Annotated in this window: 21 protein-coding genes; 11 read left to right on the forward strand and 10 right to left on the reverse strand. The window is 66.4% G+C overall.

What is annotated here, in order from left to right; genetic code table 11:
- The 6 genes from DIE16_RS22775 to DIE16_RS22800 form a co-directional block, all read left to right on the forward strand.
- Positions 1–1,715 (forward strand): YadA family autotransporter adhesin (locus tag DIE16_RS22775; RefSeq protein ID WP_260434434.1); only part of this gene is annotated, 1,715 nt, incomplete at its 5' end.
- Positions 1,716–1,837: 122 nt separating this feature from the next.
- Complete coding sequence (locus DIE16_RS22780; RefSeq protein WP_124488636.1) at positions 1,838–2,506, forward strand: OmpA family protein; 669 nt, start codon at positions 1,838–1,840, stop codon at positions 2,504–2,506.
- A gap of 398 nt (positions 2,507–2,904) precedes the next feature.
- Positions 2,905–4,050: a DUF2827 domain-containing protein gene (locus tag DIE16_RS22785; protein ID WP_124893463.1), complete on the forward strand. Its 1,146-nt coding sequence runs from the start codon at positions 2,905–2,907 to the stop codon at positions 4,048–4,050.
- 14 nt (positions 4,051–4,064) lie between these two features.
- Positions 4,065–5,219, forward strand: coding sequence for a DUF2827 domain-containing protein (locus DIE16_RS22790; protein WP_124523286.1), 1,155 nt, complete (start codon positions 4,065–4,067; stop codon positions 5,217–5,219).
- Between the two features lie 26 nt (positions 5,220–5,245).
- Positions 5,246–6,382 carry a DUF2827 family protein gene (locus DIE16_RS22795; RefSeq protein ID WP_044847402.1) on the forward strand — a complete coding sequence of 379 codons (1,137 nt, stop codon included), beginning with the start codon at positions 5,246–5,248 and terminating at the stop codon, positions 6,380–6,382.
- Positions 6,383–6,405: 23 nt separating this feature from the next.
- Positions 6,406–8,379 (forward strand): FkbM family methyltransferase, encoded by a 1,974-nt coding sequence (locus tag DIE16_RS22800; protein WP_124523288.1) that lies wholly within the window; start codon positions 6,406–6,408, stop codon positions 8,377–8,379.
- 87 nt (positions 8,380–8,466) lie between these two features.
- Here the strand turns inward: DIE16_RS22800 and DIE16_RS22805 are convergent, their stop codons facing one another.
- The 3 genes from DIE16_RS22805 to DIE16_RS22815 all read right to left on the reverse strand — a co-directional run bounded on the left by DIE16_RS22805 (position 8,467) and on the right by DIE16_RS22815 (position 11,730).
- Positions 8,467–8,895, reverse strand: coding sequence for a hypothetical protein (locus DIE16_RS22805; protein WP_124523341.1), 429 nt, complete (start codon positions 8,893–8,895; stop codon positions 8,467–8,469).
- A 62-nt stretch (positions 8,896–8,957) separates the two neighbouring features.
- Positions 8,958–9,761 (reverse strand): EAL domain-containing protein, encoded by an 804-nt coding sequence (locus tag DIE16_RS22810; protein WP_044847404.1) that lies wholly within the window; start codon positions 9,759–9,761, stop codon positions 8,958–8,960.
- 826 nt (positions 9,762–10,587) lie between these two features.
- Positions 10,588–11,730, reverse strand: coding sequence for a DUF2827 domain-containing protein (locus DIE16_RS22815; protein ID WP_124488642.1), 1,143 nt, complete (start codon positions 11,728–11,730; stop codon positions 10,588–10,590).
- A gap of 199 nt (positions 11,731–11,929) precedes the next feature.
- Here DIE16_RS22815 and DIE16_RS22820 point away from each other — a divergent pair, with 199 nt between their 5' ends.
- On the forward strand, positions 11,930–12,241 hold the full coding sequence (locus DIE16_RS22820; protein ID WP_124488643.1) for a hypothetical protein: 312 nt from the start codon (positions 11,930–11,932) through the stop codon (positions 12,239–12,241).
- Positions 12,242–12,382: 141 nt separating this feature from the next.
- Here DIE16_RS22820 and DIE16_RS22825 read toward each other — a convergent pair whose 3' ends face one another.
- The 6 genes from DIE16_RS22825 to DIE16_RS22850 form a co-directional block, all read right to left on the reverse strand.
- Positions 12,383–12,721: a DUF1493 family protein gene (locus DIE16_RS22825; RefSeq protein WP_124488644.1), complete on the reverse strand. Its 339-nt coding sequence runs from the start codon at positions 12,719–12,721 to the stop codon at positions 12,383–12,385.
- Complete coding sequence (locus DIE16_RS22830; protein WP_124488645.1) at positions 12,721–13,152, reverse strand: STM2901 family protein; 432 nt, start codon at positions 13,150–13,152, stop codon at positions 12,721–12,723. Before DIE16_RS22830 ends, DIE16_RS22825 begins: the two co-directional genes overlap by 1 nt.
- Before the next feature lie 580 nt (positions 13,153–13,732).
- On the reverse strand, positions 13,733–15,733 hold the full coding sequence (locus DIE16_RS22835; protein WP_124488646.1) for an acetyl/propionyl/methylcrotonyl-CoA carboxylase subunit alpha: 2,001 nt from the start codon (positions 15,731–15,733) through the stop codon (positions 13,733–13,735).
- A gap of 36 nt (positions 15,734–15,769) precedes the next feature.
- On the reverse strand, positions 15,770–16,555 hold the full coding sequence (locus DIE16_RS22840) for an enoyl-CoA hydratase/isomerase family protein (RefSeq protein WP_014898432.1): 786 nt from the start codon (positions 16,553–16,555) through the stop codon (positions 15,770–15,772).
- Positions 16,556–16,574: 19 nt separating this feature from the next.
- The gene (locus DIE16_RS22845) at positions 16,575–18,182 is read right to left on the reverse strand and encodes a carboxyl transferase domain-containing protein (protein ID WP_124488648.1); all 1,608 of its coding nucleotides are present in this window, start codon (positions 18,180–18,182) and stop codon (positions 16,575–16,577) included.
- Positions 18,183–18,213: 31 nt separating this feature from the next.
- Positions 18,214–19,395: an isovaleryl-CoA dehydrogenase gene (locus DIE16_RS22850; protein ID WP_124893464.1), complete on the reverse strand. Its 1,182-nt coding sequence runs from the start codon at positions 19,393–19,395 to the stop codon at positions 18,214–18,216.
- A 171-nt stretch (positions 19,396–19,566) separates the two neighbouring features.
- Between DIE16_RS22850 and DIE16_RS22855 the strand changes: the two genes are divergently transcribed.
- Positions 19,567–20,304: a TetR/AcrR family transcriptional regulator gene (locus tag DIE16_RS22855; protein WP_124893465.1), complete on the forward strand. Its 738-nt coding sequence runs from the start codon at positions 19,567–19,569 to the stop codon at positions 20,302–20,304.
- Positions 20,305–20,368: 64 nt separating this feature from the next.
- On the opposite strand, the gene DIE16_RS22860 is transcribed toward DIE16_RS22855, so the two are convergent.
- On the reverse strand, positions 20,369–20,857 hold the full coding sequence (locus DIE16_RS22860) for a MarR family winged helix-turn-helix transcriptional regulator (RefSeq protein ID WP_044847436.1): 489 nt from the start codon (positions 20,855–20,857) through the stop codon (positions 20,369–20,371).
- A 198-nt stretch (positions 20,858–21,055) separates the two neighbouring features.
- On the opposite strand from DIE16_RS22860, the gene DIE16_RS22865 reads away from it, so the two are divergent.
- Genes DIE16_RS22865 through DIE16_RS22875 form a run of 3 tightly spaced genes read left to right on the forward strand, consistent with a single transcriptional unit; the run spans position 21,056 to position 24,207 of the window.
- Positions 21,056–22,135: an aromatic ring-hydroxylating dioxygenase subunit alpha gene (locus DIE16_RS22865; RefSeq protein WP_124893466.1), complete on the forward strand. Its 1,080-nt coding sequence runs from the start codon at positions 21,056–21,058 to the stop codon at positions 22,133–22,135.
- Positions 22,132–23,097 (forward strand): PDR/VanB family oxidoreductase, encoded by a 966-nt coding sequence (locus DIE16_RS22870; RefSeq protein ID WP_124893467.1) that lies wholly within the window; start codon positions 22,132–22,134, stop codon positions 23,095–23,097. The genes DIE16_RS22865 and DIE16_RS22870 overlap by 4 nt, the downstream gene beginning before the upstream one ends.
- 48 nt (positions 23,098–23,145) lie before the next feature.
- Complete coding sequence (locus DIE16_RS22875) at positions 23,146–24,207, forward strand: aromatic ring-hydroxylating dioxygenase subunit alpha (protein WP_124893468.1); 1,062 nt, start codon at positions 23,146–23,148, stop codon at positions 24,205–24,207.
- Positions 24,208–24,235 lie beyond the last annotated feature (28 nt).

Consider the following 24,235-nt stretch of genomic DNA (forward strand, 5'->3'; position numbering starts at 1 on the left):
TGTCGGCGCTCGTGCTCGGCGCCGCGCTGTTCGCGTTCTCGCCGCGCCCGCTGCCGGCGTTCCCGGTCACCGCGATCGAAGCCGCGAAGACGCACTACTACAGCGTCAACGACAACGGCACGCAGCAAGGCAACTACGCCAACGACGGCGCGACGGGCGTCAACTCGCTGGCAGCCGGCGTGAACGCCAGCGCGGCAGGCGCCAGCAGCGTGGCAGTCGGCGACGGCTCGAACGCGCAGACGGCGGGCGCAGTCGCCATCGGCCAGAACGCATCGGCCACCGGCGGCAAGGCGGTGTCGATCGGCTCCGGCAACACCGCGAGCGGCGACGGCGCGGTCGCGATCGGCGACCCGAGCATCGCGACGGGCACCGGCGCAGTGGCGCTGGGCGCGAACGACACGGCGACCGGCACCGGCGCAGTGGCACTCGGCAACGCGAACACGGCAACCGGCAACAGCGCGCTCGCCCTCGGCAGCGCAAACCAGGCCACCGCGGACAACACGATCGCGCTCGGCAATCAGGCGACGGCCAGCGCGATCGGCGCCCAGGCCTACGGCTCGAATGCGAAGGCCACGGCAACCGACGCCCTCGCCTTCGGCACGAACGCGCAGGCCAATGTCGCCAACTCGATCGCGATGGGCGCGAACTCGACCACGGGCAACGCCGTCGGCGTATCGAGCGTCACGGTGGGCGGCATCACGTACCCGGTCTACGGCACCTCGCCAGTGGGCGTCTTCAGCGTCGGCGCACCGGGTGCGGAACGCCAGATCACGAACGTCGCGGCAGGCCGGGTATCGGCCACCAGCACGGACGCGATCAACGGCAGCCAGCTCAACGCGACGAACCAGGCGGTCAACAGCCTGTCCACGTCGACCGCGTCGAATATCGCGTCGCTGTCGACCGGTATCGGTTCGCTGTCCACGGGCCTCAGCTCGACCAACAGCAACCTCACGTCGTTGTCCACGTCGACCTCGACGGCGATCAACTCGCTGTCGACGGGCCTCAGCTCGACGAACAGCAACCTCACGTCGTTGTCGACGTCGACCTCGACCGGCATCGGCTCGCTGTCGACCGGCCTGAGCACGACGAACAGCACGGTGGCTTCGCTGTCGACCGGCGTGACGAATCTTGGCGATCAGGTGAACCAGTTGTCGACCACGATCAACAACAACACGACACGTGCGGCGAACAACACCGGCATCGCGGCCGACATGAACGGCACCGGCAACGACCGGCCGACCGTCACCGCCGGCTCGAACTCGGTGGCGATCGGCGCGAATTCGAACGACGGCGGTCGCTCGAACGTGGTGTCGGTCGGCAGCGACACGCAGCAGCGCCAGATCACGAACGTCGCGCCGGGTACGCAAGGCACCGACGCGGTGAACGTGAACCAGCTGACGCAGGTGCAGACGACGCTGTCGACCGCCTTGTCCGGCCAGCAAGGGCAGATCAACGCGCTGGGTTCGCAACTGCAGCAGACCGACCAGATGGCGAAGCAGGGTATCGCGGCCGTCGGCGCGATGGCGTCGATCCCGCAGCTCGATCGCGACGCCAACTTCGGGATGGGTATCGGCACGTCGACCTTCCTCGGCCAGAAGGCGATGGCGGTCAACATGCAGGCGCGCATCACGGAGAACCTGAAGGCGTCGATCAACGGCGGCTTCAGCGGCGGTCAGAAGGTGATCGGCGCCGGCATGCTGTACCAGTGGAAGTAACCCGTCGCGCCGCCACGCCGCCGGCTCGCGAGCCGGCGGCGCCAGGGGGCCCCGACGGCAGGACGAGCCCGCCGCGCAACGCGCGGCGGGCTTCAGTCAACCCAAGTATTGAGGACGTAACCGTGAACAAACTCGCTCTTGCGCTCGCGCTTTCCGCGCTGGCCCTCGCCGCGTGCTCGACCGCATCCGGCCCGACCTTCAGTGCCTCCGAACTGCAGCCGCGCGACGGCGTGCGCACCTTCCAGGTGGACTGCCACGGCCTGCTGTCGGGCCCGCAGACCTGCATGAAGGCCGCCCGCAAGATCTGCGGCGACCAGCCGGTGCGCACCGTCGATTCCGCCCGCGCGCTGCGCGACAATTCCGATCCCGCGACGCTGGTGTTCCAGTGCGGCGCCGCACCGGCCCAAGCTGCGTCGACGGCCGAGCCGGCCCCCGCGCCGGCCGCGGTCGAACACGTCAACCTCGCGGGCGACGCGCTGTTCGCGACGGGCATGGCCACGCTCACGCCGGCCGCGCGTGCGTCGCTCGACAAGTTGCTGAACGAACGCGAAGACCGCACGTACACGCATGTGACGGTCACCGGCCATACGGATTCGGTCGGCAACGACGCCGCCAATCTCGCGCTGTCGAAGCGCCGCGCGGAAACCGTCGCAAGCTACCTGAAGGCACACGGACTGAAAGCGCAGGCCGTGTCGGTCACGGGCCGCGGCAGTGCCGATCCGGTCGCGTCCAACGCGACGGCCGAAGGCCGCGCGAGCAACCGCCGCGTCGAGATCTCGCTGCAGCGCTGAGCAGCCGGCCGTCGCGGCCCCGGCGCACCCCGCGCCCGCACGCGACGGCCTCGACCGGCAACGCGCAGCCGCCCCGCCGCCACCCCGCCCGACCGCACCGACCCCGCTTCGCCGGGGCCCCGGCTCCCGCGCGGGCGGCTATGTCAAAGTTCGTCAGGCCCCCTCCACAAGACGGCGCCTTCCGTGCCACAATCGCCGCAGACAGCTGCCGAGGCGTTCCGCCCGCGTCGCGCGCCGTGACCCGCCCGACGACACACCGGAATCCGGCGGCCGCCCCGCGATCCGCGCCGCTCGACGCATATTCCGGCGCGTGCCGGCGCGAACACAACCACGACAATCCACGGCGCGCCGTTTCGCGGCCACGGCCGAACGCACGACGCCGCAGAGGAAACCAACCGGTGACGGACATCAATCAAGCCGCCTCGGGCGGCACCCGCAAGCAACGGCCGGCCGTCGGCATCTCGCTGTTTGCGCGGGACGGCCAGGCGATCTGGGAAAACGGCATTCACCAGAACATCGCGTTCCTCGCGATGATGCTCAAGCGCTCCGATCGCGTCGGCCCCGTCTATTTCCTGAACGGCGGCGACGCCAACGCGTTTCCGGCCGGGCTCGATCTCGACGGCCTCGACGTGCCGCTCGTGAAGCCTTCCGACGTCACGCACGACCTCGACGTCGTGATCGAGATGGGCGCGCAATTGCCGCTCGAATGGCGCAGGCACATGAAGGCGCTCGGCAAGAAACTGGTCGCCTTCTTCTGCGGACACGTCTACGCCGGCCTGGGTGAAACACCGATCTTCGGCAAGCCGTCGGGACACATCTTCAACGACACGCCGTTCGACGAAGTATGGCTGCTGCCGCAGTACGAGCAGACCGGCGCACCGATGCTGCAAACCCTGTTGCGCGCGCCGGTGCACCTGATGCCGCATATCTGGTCGCCGTATTTCCTCGATCGCCGCATCGCCGCGCTGGCGAGCGAAGGCCTGACGTTCGGCTATCGGCCCGGCCGTCGCCCGTGGAATCTCGCCACGCTCGAGCCGAACATCTCGGTCGTGAAGTCCTGCCACTACCCGATGCTCGCGTGCGACGAACTCTACCGCGCGCATCCGGACGCCGTGCAGCATCTGTTCGTCGTCAACTCGATGCACATGAAGGCCCATCCGACCTTCGTGCACTTCGCGAACAGCCTCGACCTCGTGCGCCATCACAAGGCGACGTTCGAGCCGCGCATCGACCTGCCGGGCTTCATGGCGCGCCACGCGGACGCCGTCGTGTCCCATCACTGGGAAAACGCGCAGAACTATCTGTACTACGACGTGCTGTATGGCGGTTATCCGCTGATCCACAACTCGACGCTGATCGGCGACGCCGGCTACTACTACCCGGACTTCGATTCCGCCGCGGGCGGCCGCGTGCTGCTCGATGCCTGGCTGCATCACGACGAGCAGCTCGACGACTACCGCGCGAAAGCCGACCGGCTGCTGCGGTCGGTCTCGATCGACAACCCCGCGAACCTCGACGCGTTCGTCTCGCGTCTGGTCGCCTGAACCGGAGAATACGCATGTCGGACTCCAATGCCCGTCAAGCGCCCGGCGAGGGCAAGCGTCTCGTCGTCGGCGTGTCGCTGTTCGTGCGCGGCGCCGGCCAGTCGCTGTGGGAAAACGGCATCTTCCAGAACTGCCTGCTGCTGATCCTGTTGCTGCGCCAGTCGCCGCTCGTCGCTGAAGCCGTGATGGTGAACGGCGGCGAACAGCTCGCCGATCCGCAGATGATGCTCGGCGAATGGGACGTGCCGCTGCTGTCGATGGACGAAGCGCTCGAGCGCTGCGACGTGCTGATCGAAATGAGCGCGCAGTTCGGCGCCGATTACCTGCGCGCGTTCCGCGACCGCGGCGGCAAGGTCGTCACGATGCGGGTCGGCAACGACTACGTGATCGACATCGAGCGGGCGATGTTCGACAAGCCGTCGGGCTTCCTGTTCTCGGGCGCGCCGTACGACGCGGTATGGACGATTCCGGAATTCGAGCGCTCGTGCCTGCACTATTACCAGACGGGCCTGCGCGCGCCGGTGACGATCGTCCCGCACATCTGGCATCCGATGCTGTTCGACAAGGCACGCGCAACGCTCGGCGCCGGTTTGTCGTTCGGCTATCAGCCCGGCAAGCCGCGCTGGCGCGTGACGATGTTCGAGCCGAACATCTGCATGGTGAAGACGAGCATCATCCCGATGCTGGTGACCGAGGAAGCATATCGCGCGAAGCCCGATTTCGTCGAATTCGTGCGCGTGTGCAATACGCTGCACCTGAAGGAACATACGACGTTCGTCCATTTCGCGAAGAGTCTCGACATCGTGAACCACGGGATCACGACGTTCGAAAGCCGCTACGCGGTGTACGAGTTCATGGCCGCCTACGGCGACGCGGTGGTGTCGCACACGTGGGAAAACGCGCAGAACTACCTGTACTACGAACTGCTGTACGGCGACTATCCGCTGATCCACAACTCGCCGTTCCTCGGCAATGCCGGGTATTTCTATCCGGACTTCGACTGCCAGGCCGGCGGCCGCGCGCTGCTGCGGGCATTTGCCGAACACGACGCGAATCTGGATGCATACCGCGAGCAATCGAAGCACGTGCTCGACTCGGTCAGCATCTACAACCCCGACAACGTCGCCGCGTATTCCGACGCGATCGCGTCGCTCTATCGCGACGCTTGACGCGCACCGTCCGCCCGGAGCCGCCGATGAAAATCAATGTCGCGATTACGATGAACGTGCAGCGCGACGCGACGCAGTCGATCTGGTACAACGGCGCGAACCAGCATTGCGTGTACCTGTACATGCTGCTGAAGCGTTCGCCGCTGATCGGCGAAGTGTGGCTCGCGCACGACGACGGCATCACCGACTACCCGCAGGCGCTGATGATGGACGCGTTCGGCGACGCGCTGCGGCCGTTGTCGGCGATCGTCCACCAGACCGACCTGCTGATCGAGATGAACGCGTTCGTCGACCCGTCGCACACGGACGCGGTGCGCCGGCGCGGCGGCAAGTGCGTGTCGTACCGCTTCGGCAACGACTACGTGATCGCGGTCGAGACGATCAATTTCGAGAAGAACAACTGGCGGCCGAACCCGAACCGCGTGCAGTTCGACGAGATCTGGACCAACCCGCAGCACATGCACACGTGCGCGGCCTACTTCCAGGCCGTATATCGCGCGCCGGTGATCGAGCTGCCGCACATCTGGTCGCCGTACTTCATCGAACGCAGCCTCGACGCCGACCCCGAGCTGAAGGCGCGCTTCGGCTACCGCAACCACGGTCCGGCCAAGCGCATCGCGTTCTTCGAGCCGAACCTGAACGTCGTGAAGAGTTCGATCGTGCCGATGCTGGCCGCGAACGCGTGCTACGTCGAGCATCCGGAGCTCGTCGAACACGTGTACATGACCAACACGTTCGACAAGAAGGAAAACGTCGCCTTCAAGCATCTCGCGCTCGGGCTCGAGATGGTGCGCGACGGCAAAGCGACGGCCGACGTGCGCGCGCCGTTCGTCGCGTGGGCCGCGCATCACACCGACATCGTCGTGTCGCACCATTGGGAAAACGGCCTGAACTACCTGCTGTACGACGCGCTGTACGGCAACTATCCGCTCGTGCACAACTCGCCGTTCCTGCGCGACGTCGGCTATTACTACCCGGACTTCGAGATCTTCGACGCGGCACGCGCGATCGCGACCGCCGCGCAGACGCACGACGCGCGGCTCGACGACTACGCGGCAGCGGCCCGCCGCTGCCTGCAGCAGGTCGACACGCTCGCCGACCACAACGTCCGCGCGTATTCCGGGCAGATCCAGCGCCTGTTCGCCGGGCGCGCGCTCGGCTGACCGCGCCCGTTCGCCATCCGTTCATGAAGCACACCGTCCGCCACTTCGTCGTGATCGATTCGATCCACGGCCCGTTCGTCATCGACCGGCACAGCACGCGGCAGGCCGACGCGCTGCTGGAGACCGGCCGGCCGCACAACCAGGGCGAGCTCGACACGATCATGCAGGTGATCGACCAGTTGCCCGACGGCGCGCTCGCGGTGGACGGCGGGGCCAATGCGGGACTCGTCTGCGTGCCGATCGCGCAGCGCTTGCGCGATCGCGGCGGCCACGTCCACGCGTTCGAGCCGCGGCGCACGCTGTTCCATGCGCTCGGCGGCACCGTTGCGCTCAACCAGCTCGACAACCTTCATCTGCTGAACATGGGGCTCGCGAGCCGCAACGGCACGATGACGGTGCCCGACGTAGACGGCGGGCACCCCGCCGGCGCCGAACCGGCCGCACGCGTCGACGCGCACGCGGCCGACGGCACGCCCGCCCCGACCGTCAGGCTCGATTCGCTCGGCCTGCCGCGCCTCGATTTCCTGAAGCTCGACATCGACGGGATGGAGGTCGACGCGCTGCACGGCGCGCGCCTGCTGATCGAAACGCATCTGCCGTGGTGCTGGATCGCCTGCCGGAACGCGGATGACGCACGCGTCATCGATACGTTCGCCGGCCTCGATTACACGTTCTACCGGTTCGACGGGCCGAATCTGTTGTGCGTGCCGAACCCGCGCTGGGACCGGCAACGCCTGTTCATCTCGGGCGAGCCCGTCGGCCGCGTATCCGCCCGGGCAGACGATGACGCGAATGCCGCCGTGTCAGCCGAGGCCGACGACGCGCCCGAAACGCACTGGAACCGCGCGCTCGACCACGAATCCCGCTGCGAATGGGGCCACGCGATCGCCCGCTGGCTGTGCGCGCGCGGCCGGGGCCTCGACGACGATGCGATCGCGTTCCAGCTCGCGTCGTGCTACGGCTTCGCCGGCGCGCCCGACGCCGGGCTCGCGGCACTCGAACGCATCGGCGAACCGGCCGCGCTGCCCGACGCGCTGCGCGGGCGCGTCGAACTCGCGCGCTCGGCGCTGCTGCTGCGTGCCGGCCGACGCGACGAAGCCGCGCGCGCGACCATCGCCAGCGAGAACGTGCTGACGGCCGCACGGTTCGGGCTGCCGACGGAACGGCTCTACGACGGCCAGCCGCTGCACGGCAAGCGGCTGCTCGTGATCAGCTACGGCGGGGTCGGCGACCAGCTCCAGTACGCGCGCTACCTGCATGCGCTCGACGCGCTCGACGGCGTGGCGGTGACGGTCATCGTCCCCGCGGCGCTGGCCGACCTGATGCGCCATACGTTCCCGCGCATCGAAGTCGTCGCCGCACACGGCGCGTGGGTCGACACGTCGCAGATCGCTCACGACTACTGGTGTTCGTTCCTGGTGCTGGCCGCGCAGTTCGGCTACGCGCCGGCACCGGCCGGCGCGCCGGCCGCCTACCTGTCGTGCCCGCCCGAACGGGCGGCGGCATGGCGCGAACGCGTCGCGCGCGACGGCAACGCGCCGGGCACGCGCCGCATCGGCCTCAACTGGCGCGGCCGCGACGAAAGCGATGCGCGCTTCCTGCGCGCGGCCAGCCTGCGCGACCTCGCGCCGCTCGCGCGGCTGCGCGGCCATGCCGCATACTGCATCAACCGCGATATTGCCGCGCAGTCCGAGCCGTCGGATCTGCCGGTCACGTTCCCGCATCACGCGATCGGCGATTTCAGCGATCTGGCCGCACTGATGCTCGCGATGGACGCCGTGGTCACCACCTGCACCGCGCACATCCACCTGGCCGGCGCGCTGGGCGTGCCGGCCGTCCTGCTGCTGAGCCCGAAAGCCGATGCGCGCTGGGAAACCGGCTCGCGTACCGCGCTGTACCCGGGCATCCGGATCGTGCGCGCCGCGCATCCGGGCCGCTGGGACGATACGGCCGACCGTGCGCTGGCGCTCGTGCTGGGTGGCTTCGGGAAGGATTGACGAGTGACCTTGCCGCGCGACGCCGGGCGGTAGTGCTCCTGATTAGCGTGATAAGAGCCCGACGAGGACGTGATGCGCGAACCGGCGTCAAGCCGGAACACGCTGGCCCCGTCGCTCGGCGAACGCACGGCCATGTCGCCGGCCGATGCGCGCAAGCCTCGCGAAACAACGTGCCGCCGCGGGACCGACAGCGCCGGCCTGTTGCGCCAGGCTGCCCGATACACCGCACGCGATCGCCGAATCGTCGCCGCAAGCGCCCGCGAACACACCGGCGAAATAGTGTCGCGCCGCGCGCTCGCGACCGTCGGCATCGAGCGGCTTCATCCGGTGAATGTGTTGCGAGACGTCCTTCAGGCCGTGGAGAAACGGCATGACGTCGACCGGTGCAACGGTCGCGTCAATCGCGTCGGCGCCGAGTTGCTCCAGCATCTCGGCCAGTTCGGCGATCGCGACGAGCTCGCGCGCATCGGCCGCCTGCGTGCCCGTTCCGTGCCCGGCCTTCTTCGTCGCCGCCATGCCCACGCCCCTATTCAATTCTTCGTTGTCCGATGCCGGCGCGCCGCGCCCGCGCCGCAGCGTCATGCGGCGGCCGGTGACCGCCATGTAAAGCGGATGCCCTGCGCCCATGAGACGCCGGAATCCAGGATGATCTGCCGGTCGATCTCGTTCTCCACGCCTTCGACGACGACGTGCCGCGCGCTTTCGTGCGCGAACGCGATCAGCCGGCGAAACTGGTAGCGCCCGATCGCGTTGCGCTTGATCAGCGACAGGACCGACCTGTCGAGCTTCACGATGTCGGGATTGCCGACCACCAGGTTGTTCAGCGCGCTGAAGCCGACGCCGAAATCGTCGATCGCGACGCGGCACCCGGCCTGGCGGAACCGGTTCACGAACGACCGGCCCGCGACGGGGTTCAGCGGCCCCGTCTCGGTGATTTCGACGACCAGCCGCGCCGCGACCGACGGCTCGCGCTCGAGCCGCCTGAACAGCGCGAGCCACGCGTCGTCCACGACCGCGCTCGTCGCCGTGACGTTGCAGCCGTACACGGCCTTCGGATCGGCGCGCAGCGCGTCGATCGTCCGGCCCACCACGAGCCGGTCGAACCAGCGCATCAGCCCGAGCGATTCGAGGCGCGGCAGGAACGCGAGCGGCGGCAAGACATCGCGCGCGCCCCAGCGCAGCCGCGCGAGGCATTCGTGATACAGCACGCCGCCCGACAAATCGGCGCGGCAAACCGGCTCTCGCGCGAATCCGAGCCGGCTTTCGACGAAACTGCGTACCGACGCAAGGTCGGGGTGATCGTCAGGCGCGCCGAATACGAGATCGATCTCGTCCCGATTCGCTACGCTGTTCGCCTCCAGGCGAGGTTCGACCGCATTCATCCGGCGCTCCGGCAATTGTCGGACCGCCGATGACGGCCCGCGCTCTCGATACATGTGGCGCGAGCCGACCACGACGCGCACCACCGCCTACCCGGCCCAACCTCTTTTTCGATCTTTTTCGGGAGCGTACTTTTTATTCCGGCGTGCCGTCAAATCAGATATTGTCAATGATATTCAAACACCGAAAATACACCACACGCGCACGTCGACAACAGTGCGACAGGTTACACAAAAACGTCGACGATACTCCGATCGATACTGGTTATTTGCCCCATCCGAACATCTTCGGGTGAATCGATTTATCGCAAGACCCGTTTCAAAAATCGGATGTTTGAAATATCATATGACAAATGCGCGCCAGCGAAACGCGACCCGGACCCGACGGCCGGATTCCTCGCAACTGCTGGCAAACCGTGCAGCCATTGCATTGCGACGACGCATTCGGTCTCCACAGAATTCAATTTTGCCGTTTCAAACGATATTGAAAATATTTGAATGATAATCCGGCTGATTTGAACGACAATAATTAAGTCGAATTATACGACAACCATCCATCGAAAGATATTTAACAATCTTTCCGACTAGTTAACCTATAAAATTATTTTTGACGGACTTCCCTCGGAGCCGTCAAATTCGTGCCTTCAAAAACCGTCGAATCTCCCCGGTTCGGCGGTTTCTTTTTTAACGGCTCATTTCTTCAGACATTAACCCGGGTCAATCCGGTTGACGGCAGGCGGCGAAATCGAGCCGACCGCCTCGATCGCGCAAATCGCGATCGAATGCACCCGCTGGCCGCAGGCGGCGGCGCGTGCCGCGTCGTGCAGCCTTATGCCGCCGTCGCGCCGATCAGGTTCGCGAGCAGCGCGTCGTAGTCGGCGACGAGCGCGGGGTTCGCCGACGTATAGCGGCGCAGGATCTCGCGCTGCCGCCGCGCATACCCTTGCCAGTCGTCGTCGTGCGTATGCAGCACGTGCAGCAGCGCCTCGGTGCCCTTCTGCACATCGTTGCCAGGATAGTAGTAGCCGAGGTCCGGCACGAGGCTCGCGTTGTGCACGAGCGGATAACCCTGCCAGCACACGTCGAAATAGAAATAGTTGAGCGGGTTCGCCCATTGATGCGACACGACGATGTCGGTCATGTCGGCCAGGAACAACGGCGTGTCGAAACGCCCGACGAAGCTCGCCTTACCCGCGCGCACGATGTCCAGGTAGTTCATCAGCGTCACGAACTCGGGGCTGTTGTGCGCGAGGCGATCGGCGTTCGTCACGTGCGTGAAGCAGATCGCGTCGGGGTCGCGGCGATACGCCTCGTCGATGATCAGCATCGGATACATGCAGAACTTCACGACGTTGTGGTTCGGCTCCATCACCGTCAGCCGCTTGCCCGGTTCGCTGCGCGGCCGGTATTCGCCACGCTCCGGCAGCGATTGCGCACGCGCCTCCAGACACATCGGGTCCCACACGAACGGCACGACGCGCCCCGGGCAACGGCGCAGCGACTGCAGGAACGGCAGCGACGACTCCGCGATCTGCGGAATGGCCCACAATTCGTCGTAGCCGCGGTTGATGAACAGCGAATCCCACATGCGGCGGCCGAACAGTATCGATTCCATCGAGGTGATGTACTCGAAGCCGCAGCAGTAGCTGACGATCTTCGCGCCGCGCGCCTTCAGGTAGGCCGTCTGCTCGCCGTCGATCTGACCGCCCAGCTCGATCACCACGTCGAGCGCATCCTTCATGTCGGCGAACGCGCGCGTGTCGTATACGCGGCGATCCCAAGGCAGCGCGTCGGTAAGCGCCACGTCGGTCGTGTTGACCAGCGTCACGCGATACCCATGCGGCGACGCCATCAACAACTTCGCGAGAAACAACGCGTTCTGCTTGATGCCGTTGATCCACAGGCTTTCGTCGGGGGCGCGCAGGCCGATCGTGATACCGATGCGCAGGCCGTTCAGGGCAGGAGACTTCATCTCGTCGGCGGGGTGGTGATTGAATGGATGCAGTGTAGCTCACGGCAATGGCCACGTGAGCAATCCGCCAGTCTAGCGGAGCGCCGGCCGCCAGACTGTCAGGCATGGTCATACGCGATGCGGCAGCGTTTACAATGGAACAGGAGCCGGTTGTTGGCCCGACACGCGCGAATTGACCGACACTGGAGCACCAGGGCGGATGATCATCAATTTGAACGAATCGCAAATCCGCGCCCTGGACCAAGTGCGCGCCGTCCTCGACGGCACACGGACGCTCGACTTTGCACCCGCCGCGTGCCCTCACGAACGTCGCGAATGGGTCGCGTCCGTGCTGCGGCGCTTTCGCTACGATCAGCTCAAGCGGCCTCACCGCGGGCTCGTGCTGCGCTATCTGCGACGCTTTAGCGGTTTCAGCCGAGCTCACATGACACTGCTGGTACAGCGCTGGGTTCAAGGGCCAAGGCTCGCGTGGCTGAAGGGCACGCCGGCGAATGCCTTCGCCCGTCGCTAAACCGATGAGGACATCATCGCCGTGCACCGGGCTCCCGCGCCAGAGCTCCCTTTAACGATCGTCCCCCAGGAACTTCTCTTCTTCCAGGCTCCTTTTCGCTTTTGGAAAGTACCGACGCAACACGCGATGCTTTCGCACCGGTTATATCCTCCATCGTCCGGTCTCGATTGCAGACTCCATCATTTTAATGGTCAGCGGACGCTCCAGTATTTTATCCCTGGCGCCGGCACTGAACGGAGATCTCAGCACCTCCATCAAAAACTGACCGAATCGCATTTTTCTCGACGGATAGTAATAATCTATATCGAAGTCCGACATATCAACACCGAATTCATCCGAAAGCCTTCTCATTAGCCGCAACATAGCCCGATCGGAAATTTCGAGATCGACACAGAGATCTGTTTCCGGAGAAATTTCGAGCTCGCCCCACAATGGTGAGTCAGCTTCATCCCGCACCATCTCGATTAGACGAGCATCCATTAGATGCGATCCTCCGGCTTGACCAAGTCATTGTACTTGACTGCAGAACGATACATTATGATCGATATGTCGGCAGCGGTAATAACCCATCCAACCACCGGCACGGCCCGCCCGACAAATACACCGAGTTCCCTGGTAAATTTGACCTTCAGAAGCACAAGACTCTTGAATGACGTCACCGTCGGCAAAATTTTGTGCTTGACCTCATAAGGCAGCAATCTCCGCGAAACCCGCGATGCGATCGAGGTTCCCTTGACCGCTCCGCCAAACTTTCCCCTTGTCGGCACGAATCGTTGCCCCAGCAAAATCATTGCGATCCCGACCGCGTCGTCGATACCCAATTCATCGCAGGCTACGTCGATAACAATCAGGAAAAAAAGTTCTGGTGGCGTAAGGTTTCCATGCACCCCGTAATTATATTTCTTCGTCATCTCGATTCGTCTCTCGGCAACGCTCATTTGATGAGTGTGCAGCGCACATGCTGCACCCCGGCTGTTACCGTAGCCTAATCACTCGAACGCGGGCAGGAAGATGCGACCACTTCTCGAGCCGGCCTGACCTTTTTGACGCTTGCAAACGATGGTTACTGTGGCTCGCCCCCCTTCATTTACAAGAGGAAGAAGCCGGCTTGGCTTGACGAAGCAGCCCGGACAAGCCGGCTGTCAATTCTTCAACAACCGTTGCAGCAAACGACCAGTGCGAAACGGTGCCGCTGTGCCGCCGGTCAACAGTTGGAAACAGTTGAATTGTCAAAAGCCTCGACAGCGTTGCGTGCGTATCATTGTTTTTTTCTGCAGGCAACGAAAGCGACCGTCAACGCGAAATGCGGATATCGTCCTGATGCATTTGCGTCGGACATCCCGCTACAGGATGCTGCCGTAACGATTCAGCAGCACGAGCCACGATGGCCGGCGTCGGTCACCGCTGCGACGCCGGGCCTTTTTCTGCATCGAAGCGCGGAGCTTGCGCCATCCGTGAGAGTCGGCAGCGGCTCTCACGCACACACGTCACTCAATCTTCCGCCATCATCAGCAACTGCGCGCCATCCGCGACCTGGTCGCCGACGCCGTACAGCACTTCCGCGACGACACCCGCGCCGGGCGCGCCGATCGTGTGCTCCATCTTCATCGCCTCCATCACGATCAGCGGCGTGCCGGCCTCGACCTTCTGGCCCGGCTCGACCAGCACCGCGATCACCTTGCCGGGCATCGGCGCAGTGAGGCGGCCGCCGCCATGCTCGGCATCGCCAGCGTGCGCGAGCACGTTGCGCCATTCGAAGGTCTCGGCGACACCCTGCGTGAACACGTGGAAACTGTCGCCGTCCGCATACACCCGGCCGCTGCTGCGCACGCCGTCGAGCGTCACGTCGAAGTCGAGCGGCGTCGCGCCGCGCGTCCACGCGAACGGCTGCGCGGCCGCGTCGCCGGTGGCGAGGCGCGTGCTGCCGCCGTCGTCCTCGTAGGTGACCGTCACGTCCGCTTCGCGATCGGGCGCATGCCATTCGAGCGTGCGGCGATAGCCGCCGTTCAGCCGCCAGTCCGGCAGCGCGCCCCACGGCGACGCGCCTTCCCGTGCGGCCGCGCCGCGTTCGCGCGCGAGCAGTGCCGCGCAGGCCAGCGCGAGCGTCGCGCGCGGCGGCTGTTGCGGTGCGAACAGCGCATCGTGGTTGCGCTCGATCAGGCCCGTGTCGAGATCGGCGCTCGCAAACGGCCCGCAGGTGACGATCCGCTGCAGGAACGCGGCATTCGTGTGCAGGCCCACCACCTCGCAGGCCCGCAGCGCGCGCAGCATCCGGCCGAGCGCTTCCGCGCGGTCCGCGCCGTGCACGATCAGCTTCGCGATCATCGGATCGTAGAACGGCGTGATCGCGTCGCCCTCGCGCACGCCGCTGTCGACGCGCACCGGCGCGCCGATCGCGAACTCGACGCCTTCCGGCAGCCGCAGGTGCTTCAGCGTGCCGGTGGACGGCAGGAAGCCGCGCGCCGGATTCTCCGCGTAAAGACGCGCCTCGATCGCATGACCCTGCACGCGCAGTTCGTCCTGCTTCAGCGGCAGCGGCTCGCCCGCTGCGACGCGCAGCTGCCATTCGACGAGATCGAGCCCCGTGACCATCTCGGTGACCGGATGCTCGACCTGCAGGCGCGTGTTCATTTCCATGAAGTAGAACGCTTCGCCCGTCATGATGAACTCGACGGTGCCCGCACCGACGTAATTCACCGCGCGCGCGGCCGCGACGGCCGCCTCGCCCATCGCCTGGCGCACGTCTTCATGCAGCCCCGGCGCCGGCGCTTCCTCGAGCACCTTCTGGTGACGGCGCTGCACCGAGCAGTCGCGATCGAACAGGTAGACGGTGTTGCCGTGCGTGTCGCCGAACACCTGCACTTCGACGTGACGCGGGCGCGTCAGGTATTTCTCGATCAGCACGCGGTCGTTGCCGAAGCTGCTCGCGGCCTCGCGCTGGCACGACGCGAGCGCCGCCGGGAAGTCCTCGGAGCGCTCGACCACGCGCATGCCCTTGCCGCCGCCGCCCGCGCTCGCCTTCAGCAGCACCGGGTAGCCGATCTCGTCGGCTTCGAGATGCAGGTTCGCCGCGTCCTGGTCGTCGCCGTGATAGCCGGGCACGAGCGGTACCGCGGCCGCGTGCATCAGCGCCTTGGCGGCAGCCTTCGAGCCCATCGCCGCGATCGCGTCGACCGGCGGCCCGATGAACGCGATGCCGGCCGCCTCGCAGGCATGCGCGAAATCCTCGTTCTCCGACAGGAAGCCGTAGCCCGGGTGGATGGCCTGCGCACCGGTCGCGCGCGCGGCCTCGATGATGCGCTCGATGCGCAGGTAGCTGTCCGCGGCCGCCGCGCCGCCGATGTGCACGGCTTCGTCGCATGCGGCGACGTGCTTCGCGTTCGCGTCCGCGTCGGAATAGACGGCGACGCTCGCGATCCCGAGACGTTTGCACGTCGCGGCGACGCGGCAGGCGATTTCACCGCGGTTGGCGATCAGAATCTTGTCGAACATGGCTTCGATGTCGTCCGGAAAGTTAGGGGCACGCCGTCATTCACGCCACGAAGGCGTGCGTTTCTCGAGGAAGGACGCGATCCCTTCGCGCGCTTCCGCGCCGGCGCGGGTGCGCGCGATCCAGTCGGCCGTCTGCTCGATCAGCGTCGCGTCGAGCGGCCGGCCGGCCACGTCGGCGACGAGCCGCTTGCACGCCTGCACGGCGTCGGGGCCGTTCGCGACGAGCGTCGCGGCCAGCTTCGCGACCGTTTCGTCGAGCGCATCGGCCGGCACCGCGTCGTGAATGAAGCCGAGCGACGCGGCGCGCGCGCTGTCGAACACCTCGGCCGTCGTGAAGTAGCGGCGCGCCGCGCGCTCGCCCATCGCCCGCACGACGTACGGCGCGATCGTCGCGGGAATCAGCCCGAGCCGCGCTTCGGACAGGCAGAACTTCACGCCGTCGGCGGCGATCGCGATGTCGGCCGCCGCGACGAGACCCACGCCGCCCGCATACGCATCGCCGTGCACGCGCGCGATCACCGGCTTGCCGCAGCGATGGATCGCCTCGAGCATGCGCGCGAGCTTGCGCGCGTCGGCACGGTTCTCGTCGTCCGAGTAACCGGCCATCTTCTTCATCCAGTTCAGGTCCGCGCCCGCGCAGAACGCCGCGCCTTCCGCGGCGAGCACGATCGCACGCACGCCGGCGTGCGCGTCGAGCCATTCGAACGCGGTGGTCAGCTCGGCGATCGTCGTCTCGTTGAACGCGTTGCGCACGTCGGGCCGCGCGAGCGTGACGGTCGCCACGCGGCCGGCTTCGCTTACCTTGATCGTTTCGTATCGCATCGGTCAGCCCTCCCGGCCGTTACATGCGGAACACGCCGAAGCGCGTGTCGTCGATCGGCGCGTTCATCGACGCGGCGAGGCCGAGGCCCAGCACGTCGCGCGTCTGCGCGGGGTCGATCACGCCGTCGTCCCACAAGCGCGCACTCGCGTAGTACGGATGCCCCTGGCGCTCGTACTGGTCGCGGATCGGCTGCTTGAATGCCTCTTCGTCCTCGGCCGACCACGCGCCGCCCTTTGCCTCGATGCCGTCGCGGCGCACGGTCGCGAGCACCGACGCCGCCTGCTCGCCGCCCATCACCGAGATCCGCGCGTTCGGCCACATCCACAGGAAACGCGGGCCGAATGCGCGGCCGCACATCCCGTAGTTGCCGGCGCCGAACGAACCGCCGATGATCACGGTGAACTTCGGCACCTTCGCGTTCGACACGGCCGTCACCATCTTCGCGCCATGCCGCGCGATGCCTTCGTTCTCGTACTTGCGGCCGACCATGAAGCCCGTGATGTTCTGCAGGAACACGAGCGGAATCTTGCGCTGGCAGCACAGCTCGATGAAATGCGCGCCCTTCACGGCCGATTCGGAGAACAGGATGCCGTTGTTCGCGACGATCCCGACCGGATGGCCCCAGATGTGCGCGAAGCCCGTGACGAGCGTCGTGCCGAAGCGCGCCTTGAATTCGTCGAACTCCGAATCATCGACGATGCGCGCGATCACCTCGCGCACGTCGAACGGCTTGCGCGTGTCGACCGGAATCACGCCGTACAGGCTCTTCGCGTCGTAGCGCGGCGGCTTCGGTTCGCGCAGCGCCACCGGCGACGCGATCTTCGGCGCGAGGTGACCGACGATGTTGCGCGCGATCGACAGCGCATGCGCGTCGTTCTGCGCGAGGTGGTCGGCCACGCCCGACAGGCGCGTGTGCACGTCGCCGCCGCCGAGGTCCTCGGCGCTCACTTCCTCGCCGGTCGCGGCCTTCACGAGCGGCGGGCCGCCGAGGAAAATCGTGCCCTGGTTCTTCACGATGATCGACTCGTCGCTCATCGCCGGCACATACGCGCCGCCCGCCGTGCACGAGCCCATCACGACCGCGATCTGCGCGATCCCCGCGGCGGACATCGTCGCCTGGTTGAAGAAGATGCGGCCGAAGTGATCGCGATCGGGAAACACGTCGTCCTGGTTCGGCAGGTTCGCGCCGCCCGAATCGACGAGATACACGCACGGCAGCCGGTTTTCCGCGGCGATTTCCTGCGCGCGCACGTGCTTCTTCACGGTCATCGGGTAGTAGGTGCCGCCCTTGACCGTCGCGTCGTTGCACACGATCACGCACTCGCGGCCCGCGATCCGGCCGATGCCGGTGATCACGCCCGCGCCCGGCGCGTCGTCGTTGTACATGCCGTTCGCCGCGAGCTGCGACAGCTCGAGGAACGGCGCACCCGGATCGAGCAGTTGCGCGATGCGGTCGCGCGGCAGCAGCTTGCCGCGCGACAGGTGCTTGTCGCGCGCGGCCGGGCCGCCGCCTTGCGCGAGCTGTTCGATCTTCGCGCGCAGGTCGGCGACGACCGCCTCCAGCGCCGCGGCGTTCGCGCGGAATTCTTCCGAACGCGGGTTCAGTTTCGATTCGATGATCGGCATCGACGGGGCTCCGTTCGCGTGACGTGGGGCGTTACATCGTTTCCGCGAACAGCTCGCGGCCGATCAGCATCCGGCGGATCTCGCTCGTGCCGGCGCCGATCTCGTAGAGCTTCGCGTCGCGCCACAGGCGCCCGACCGGGTATTCGTTGATGTAGCCGTTGCCGCCGAGGATCTGGATCGCCTCGCCGGCCATCCACGTCGCCTTCTCGGCCGTGTAGAGGATCACGCCCGCGCAGTCCTTGCGCACCTGGCGAATATGGTCGCTGCCCGCCGAGTCGAGATGGCGGCCGACCGCGTACAGGTACGCGCGGCACGCCTGGAACGTGGTGTACATGTCGGCGACCTTGCCCTGGATCAGCTGGAACTCGCCGATCGACTGGCCGAACTGCTTGCGGTCGTGGATATACGGCACCACCGCGTCGAGACACGCGGCCATGATGCCCGTCGGGCCGCCCGACAGCACCGCGCGTTCGTAGTCGAGGCCGCTCATCAGCACCTTCACGCCGCCGTTGAGCTGGCCGAGGATGTTCTCCTCCGGCACCTCGACGTCCTGGAACACGAGTTCGCCCGTGTGCGACCCGCGCATGCCGAGCTTGTCGAGCTTCTGCGCGACCGAGAAGCCCTTCATCCCCTTCTCGACGATGAATGCGGTGATGCCGCGCGGGCCGGCGTCGAGGTCCGTCTTCGCGTAGACGACGAGCGTGTCGCAATCGGGGCCGTTGGTGATCCACATCTTCGTGCCGTTGAGCACGTAACGGTCGCCGCACTTGTCCGCGCGCAGCTTCATGCTGACGACGTCGGAGCCCGCGTTCGGCTCGCTCATCGCGAGCGCGCCGATGTGTTCGCCCGACACGAGCTTCGGCAGGTACTTCTGCTTTTGCGCGTCGGTGCCGTTGCGGTGGATCTGGTTCACGCACAGGTTCGAGTGCGCGCCGTACGACAGGCCGATCGACGCCGATGCGCGCGAGATCTCCTCCATCGCGACCATGTGCGCGGTGTAGCCCATGTTCGCGCCGCCGTATTCCTCGGCCACCGTCATGCCGAGCACGCCGAGATCGCCGAACTTCTTCCACAGATCCATCGGAAACTGGTCGGTGCGGTCGACCTCCGCCGCGCGCGGCGTGATTTCCTTCGCCGCGAACGTCGCGACGGCGTCGCGCAGCATCTCGATGTCCTCACCGAGCATGAATTGCACACCGGGCAGGTTGATCATGTCTCCTCCGTCTCCAGAAAGTGGGTCGCACGCGCCGATTTCTGAGTTTCGCTCAAATCGGATCAATGCGTCGATTCATTAAGCCAATACAGCGGAAATTTTGCACAGTTTCGCGCCTCGTCCGGCTTGCCGTCAATAGTTTTTTGAGTGACACTCAGATATCATTGCGAGATGACAGCCGCTACCGCCGACACCATGACCGCCACCGCCAAAGCCGACCGCGCCGAGCCGTCGCGCGCACCCGCCGGGCGCAAGTCCCAGCAGCGCGTGCAGGACATCCTGCGCGCCGGCCGTGAAGTGTTCGCCGAAAAGGGCTACGAGCATGCGACGGCCGCCGAGATCGCGCAGCGCGTCGGCGTGTCGGAGGCGACGGTGTTCAGCTACTTCCGCGGCAAGCGCGAGCTGTGCGCGCGTGTGATCGCCGACTGGTATGACGAAATCATTGCCGCGTTCGAACTCGGGATGCCGCAGGACGCGCCGGTGCAACAGCAGTTCGCGTTCATCGTGCGCACGCACCTGCGGCTGATGCTCGTGAACGGGACGGGGTTGTGCGCACTGGTGCTGTCGGAGGGGCGTGCGAAGCAGCATGCGCTGAGCGACGAGCTCACCGCGCTGCAGCGCCGCTACACGGCGCCGCTGATGGACGTGCTCGCGCGCGGCCAGGCGGCCGGGCAGGTGCGCCGCGACATGCCGCTGAGCCTGCTGCGCTCGATGGTGTTCGGGCCGATCGAGCACGTGCTGTGGGATGCGATCCTCGGGCACCGCAAGCTCGATACGGAAACGACGGCCACGCAGCTGATCGACATGCTGTGGGCGGCCGTGCAGCCGCCCGCGCCGGAGCAGGCGGCGCTGGTGCGCTTCAGGAACGAAGTCGCGGAAGCGGTGCGGCGGCTCGAAGGCGAGGCGTGACGCGGGCGGGCGACGGGCGCGGCCGCCGTGCTGCGTCGCGATCGTTGCGCGCGGCTCGGAGCCGCTACGATTCCTCGCTCACCCGCAGCGGCGCGCGGCTCTGCTCGTTGTTCAGATGGACGAACTTGCGCAACAGGCGCATCAGTTCCTGCGAATCGTCCTCGCCCATGCCGTCGAACAGGCCGGCGCGCAATTCCTTCACCGACGGAATCAGGTGCGTGAGCAGCTCGACGCCCGCCGGCGTCAGCAGCAGGCGCCGCTGACGCCGCGGCAGCACTTCGCGGACGATCAATCCTTTCGCCTCGAGCCGGACCGCGAGATCGGCAGTCGTCGACGTGTCGAGCGCCACCCGCTGCGCGAGCGTCACCTGATCGAGCCCCGGGCACTCGTAGAGCATCCGCAGGACCGCGTACTGCACCGGCGTCACGTCCCGGCCCAGCTTCTCGTAGAACATCGCGACTGCGATCTGGTGCGCGCGCCGGATCAGGTGCCCGGGCTCGTCGTACAGGTCGAGCGGGAAAACCGGCGTGTCGGCGGGATTCGTTTTTTCCATGAATGAGTCGATGACATAGGCGGCGCACGCCGTTGCGTGCGCCGACGGCATGGCGCTGCCTCGCGCCATTTCCCGGGAAAACCAGTATACCGCTCGCCTTGCTCCAGCCAATCTCAATGAGTACACTGAATCACATTCAGTACACGGAATGACGAGTTGCCGCGTACCGGCGGCACCGCCCTGAAGGAGACGAACAACGTGTTTCTCAAGAACGCTTGGTATGTGGCCTGCACGCCCGACGAGATCGACGGCAAGCCGCTGGGACGCAAGATTTGCAACGAATCGATGGTGTTCTACCGCGCGGCGGACGGCCAGGTCACCGCGCTCGAGGATTTCTGCCCGCACCGCGGTGCGCCGCTGTCGTTGGGCTTCGTGCGTGACGGCGTGCTCGTGTGCGGCTATCACGGGCTCGAAATGGGCTGCAACGGCAAGACGGCCGGCATGCCGGGCCAGCGCGTCGGCGGCTTCCCGCCGATCCGCAGCTTTCCGGTGGTCGAACGGTACGGATTCGTGTGGGTCTGGCCGGGCGACGCGTCCGAAGCCGATCCCGCCAGGCTGCCCGCGCTGCAATGGGCCGAAGATCCGGCCTGGGCGCACGGCGGCGGCCTGTATCACATCCGTTGCGACTACCGGCTGATGATCGACAACCTGATGGACCTCACGCACGAGACCTACGTGCATGCGACGAGCATCGGCCAGAAGGAAATCGACGAAGCCGCGCCGAAGACCACCAGCAATGGCGACGAAGTCGTCACCAGCCGCTTCATGGAGAACGTGATGCCGCCGCCGTTCTGGCGGATGGCGCTGCGCGGCAACGGCCTTGCCGACGACGTGCCGGTCGACCGCTGGCAGATCTGCCGCTTCACGCCGCCGAGCCACGTGATGATCGAAGTGGGCGTCGCGCATGCGGGCCACGGCGGCTACGACGCGCCGGCGGAGCTGAAGGCGTCGTCGATCGTGGTCGACTTCATCACACCGGAGACGGACACCTCGATCTGGTACTTCTGGGGGATGGCGCGCAACTTCCGGCCCGACGATCACGCGCTGACCGCCGAGATCCGCGAAGGCCAGGGCAAGATCTTCGCCGAGGACCTCGAGATGCTCGAGCGCCAGCAGCTCAACCTCGAGCAGTGGCCGGAGCGCAAGCTGCTCAAGCTCAACATCGACGCCGGCGGCGTGCTGTCGCGCAAGGTGATCGAGCGGCTGCTCGCCGAGGAAAATGCGGCGAGCCCGCAGCGGCCCGTGATTCCGGTCGCGCACATCAAGGAGGCGTCATGAGCGCCGCGACGCTGACGGTCCGCGTGGCCCGCAAGTGGCAGGAAGCGCGCGACATCTGCGGCTTCGAATTCGTCAGCGACGACGGTTCGCCCCTGCCGCGCTTCGACGCCGGCGCCCATATCGACGTGCATCTGCCGGGCGGGCTCGTGCGCCAGTACTCGCTGTGCAACCACCCGGAGCACGGCGATCGCTACCAGATCGCGGTGCTGCGCGATGCCGAGGGCCGCGGCGGGTCGCGCGCGATTCACGACGAAGTCCGGCAAGGCGATACCGTGCGGATCGGCATGCCGCGCAATCAATTCCCGCTCGCGCCCGACGCCCCGCACCACCTGTTGCTCGCCGGCGGAATCGGCGTGACGCCGATCCTCAGCATGGCCGAACGGCTGTTCTCGTCCGGCCTGCCGTTCGACATGCACTACTGCGCGCGTTCGACCGATCGCATGGCCTTCGTCGAGCGGATCAACGCCGCCGGGTTCCATGACCGCGTCCGCTTCCACGTCGACGACGGCGCCCCCGCGCAACGCTTCGACCTCGCCGCGGTGCTCGCCGCCGCGCCGGACGGCACGCACCTGTACGTATGCGGCCCGCGCGGCTTCATGGATGCGGTGCTGAACGCCGCGCGCGAGCGCAACTGGGCCGAAGCGCGGCTGCACTACGAGTTCTTCGGCGGCGCGGTCGAGTCGTCCGGCGCGGATCGCGCGTTCCAGGTCCGGATCGCGAGCAGCGGCAAGGTGATCGACGTGCCGGCCGAATGCACGGTCATCGCGGCGCTGGCGGCCAACGGCATCGACGTGCTGACGTCGTGCGAACAAGGCGTATGCGGCACCTGCATGACGCGCGTGCTCGAAGGCGAGCCCGATCATCGCGATTCGTATCTGACGGAAGCGGAACAAGCGGCCGGCGACCAGTTCATGCCGTGCTGCTCCCGATCGCGAAGCGACCTGCTGGTCCTCGATCTGTAGACGGACCGCCCGATACGCGGCGGCCAATCACAATACTGGAGACGATCAATGGAACGACCTGCCCAGGCCCCCATCAGTACTGCTCAATTCCCGGTCGATCGATGGTGGGTCGCCGCGCTGTCATCCGAACTGACGGACCGCCCCGTCGCCCGCACGTTGCTCGGCCGTCCGGTCGTGCTGTTCCGGTTGCCGTCCGGGGAAGTCGGCGCGCTGGAGGATCGCTGCTGCCACAAGTCGCTGCCGCTGTCGTGCGGCTCGCTCGAGGCGCGCGGCCTGCGCTGCGGCTATCACGGGCTGCTGTTCGACCGCGGCGGCACCTGCGTGGAGATTCCCGGGCAGGAACGCATTCCGGCGAAGGCGTGCGTGGCGTCGTATCCGGTGCAGGAGCAGGACGCGATCGTATGGATCTGGATCGGCGCCGACGCGCACGCCCAACCGACCTGCGCGCCGCCGCGCTATGCGTTCCACACGGATCCGCAATACCGGTTCGGCGGCGGCCACTACCATTACGACGCGCCGTATCAGCTGATTCACGACAACCTGATGGACCTGAGCCACCTCGGCTACGTTCATCTGAAAACGATCGGCGGTAACGCGCCGCTGCATATGGGCGCGGAAACCCGCGTCAGCAGCGAAGGCGACACGGTGACGCTGGTCCGCCGGATGCCGGCGTCCGACCCGCCGCCGACCTACACGGCCGCGTGGCCGTTCGCGGGCCGCGTCGACCGCTGGCAGGAAATCGAATTCCACGTGTCGCATATCCGGATCTGGACCGGCGCGATGGACGCAGGCACCGGCGACCTTCACGACCCGGCGCGCGGCGGTTTTCACATGCGCGGCTTCCACGGCATCACGCCCGAGACGGAAACGACGACGCACTACTTCTGGACCGTCGCGACCAATCCGCAACACGACGTCGAACGCATCGCGCAAACCGTCATCGAGCAATCCGCGGCGACGTTCGACGAAGACAAGACCGTGATCGAAGCGCAATACCGGAATCAGTTGCGGTTTCCGGACGGCCGCCAGATCGACATTCATGTCGACGCGGGCCCCAATCGCGCGCGGCGCGTGATCGAGCGGCTGCTGCTGCAGCCCGACCCCGCGTAACCCTCGCCCCGGCGCGCGAACGACGCGA

Origin of the sequence: Burkholderia sp. Bp9090, from assembly GCF_003857985.1 — a bacterium.
Taxonomy (GTDB): domain Bacteria; phylum Pseudomonadota; class Gammaproteobacteria; order Burkholderiales; family Burkholderiaceae; genus Burkholderia.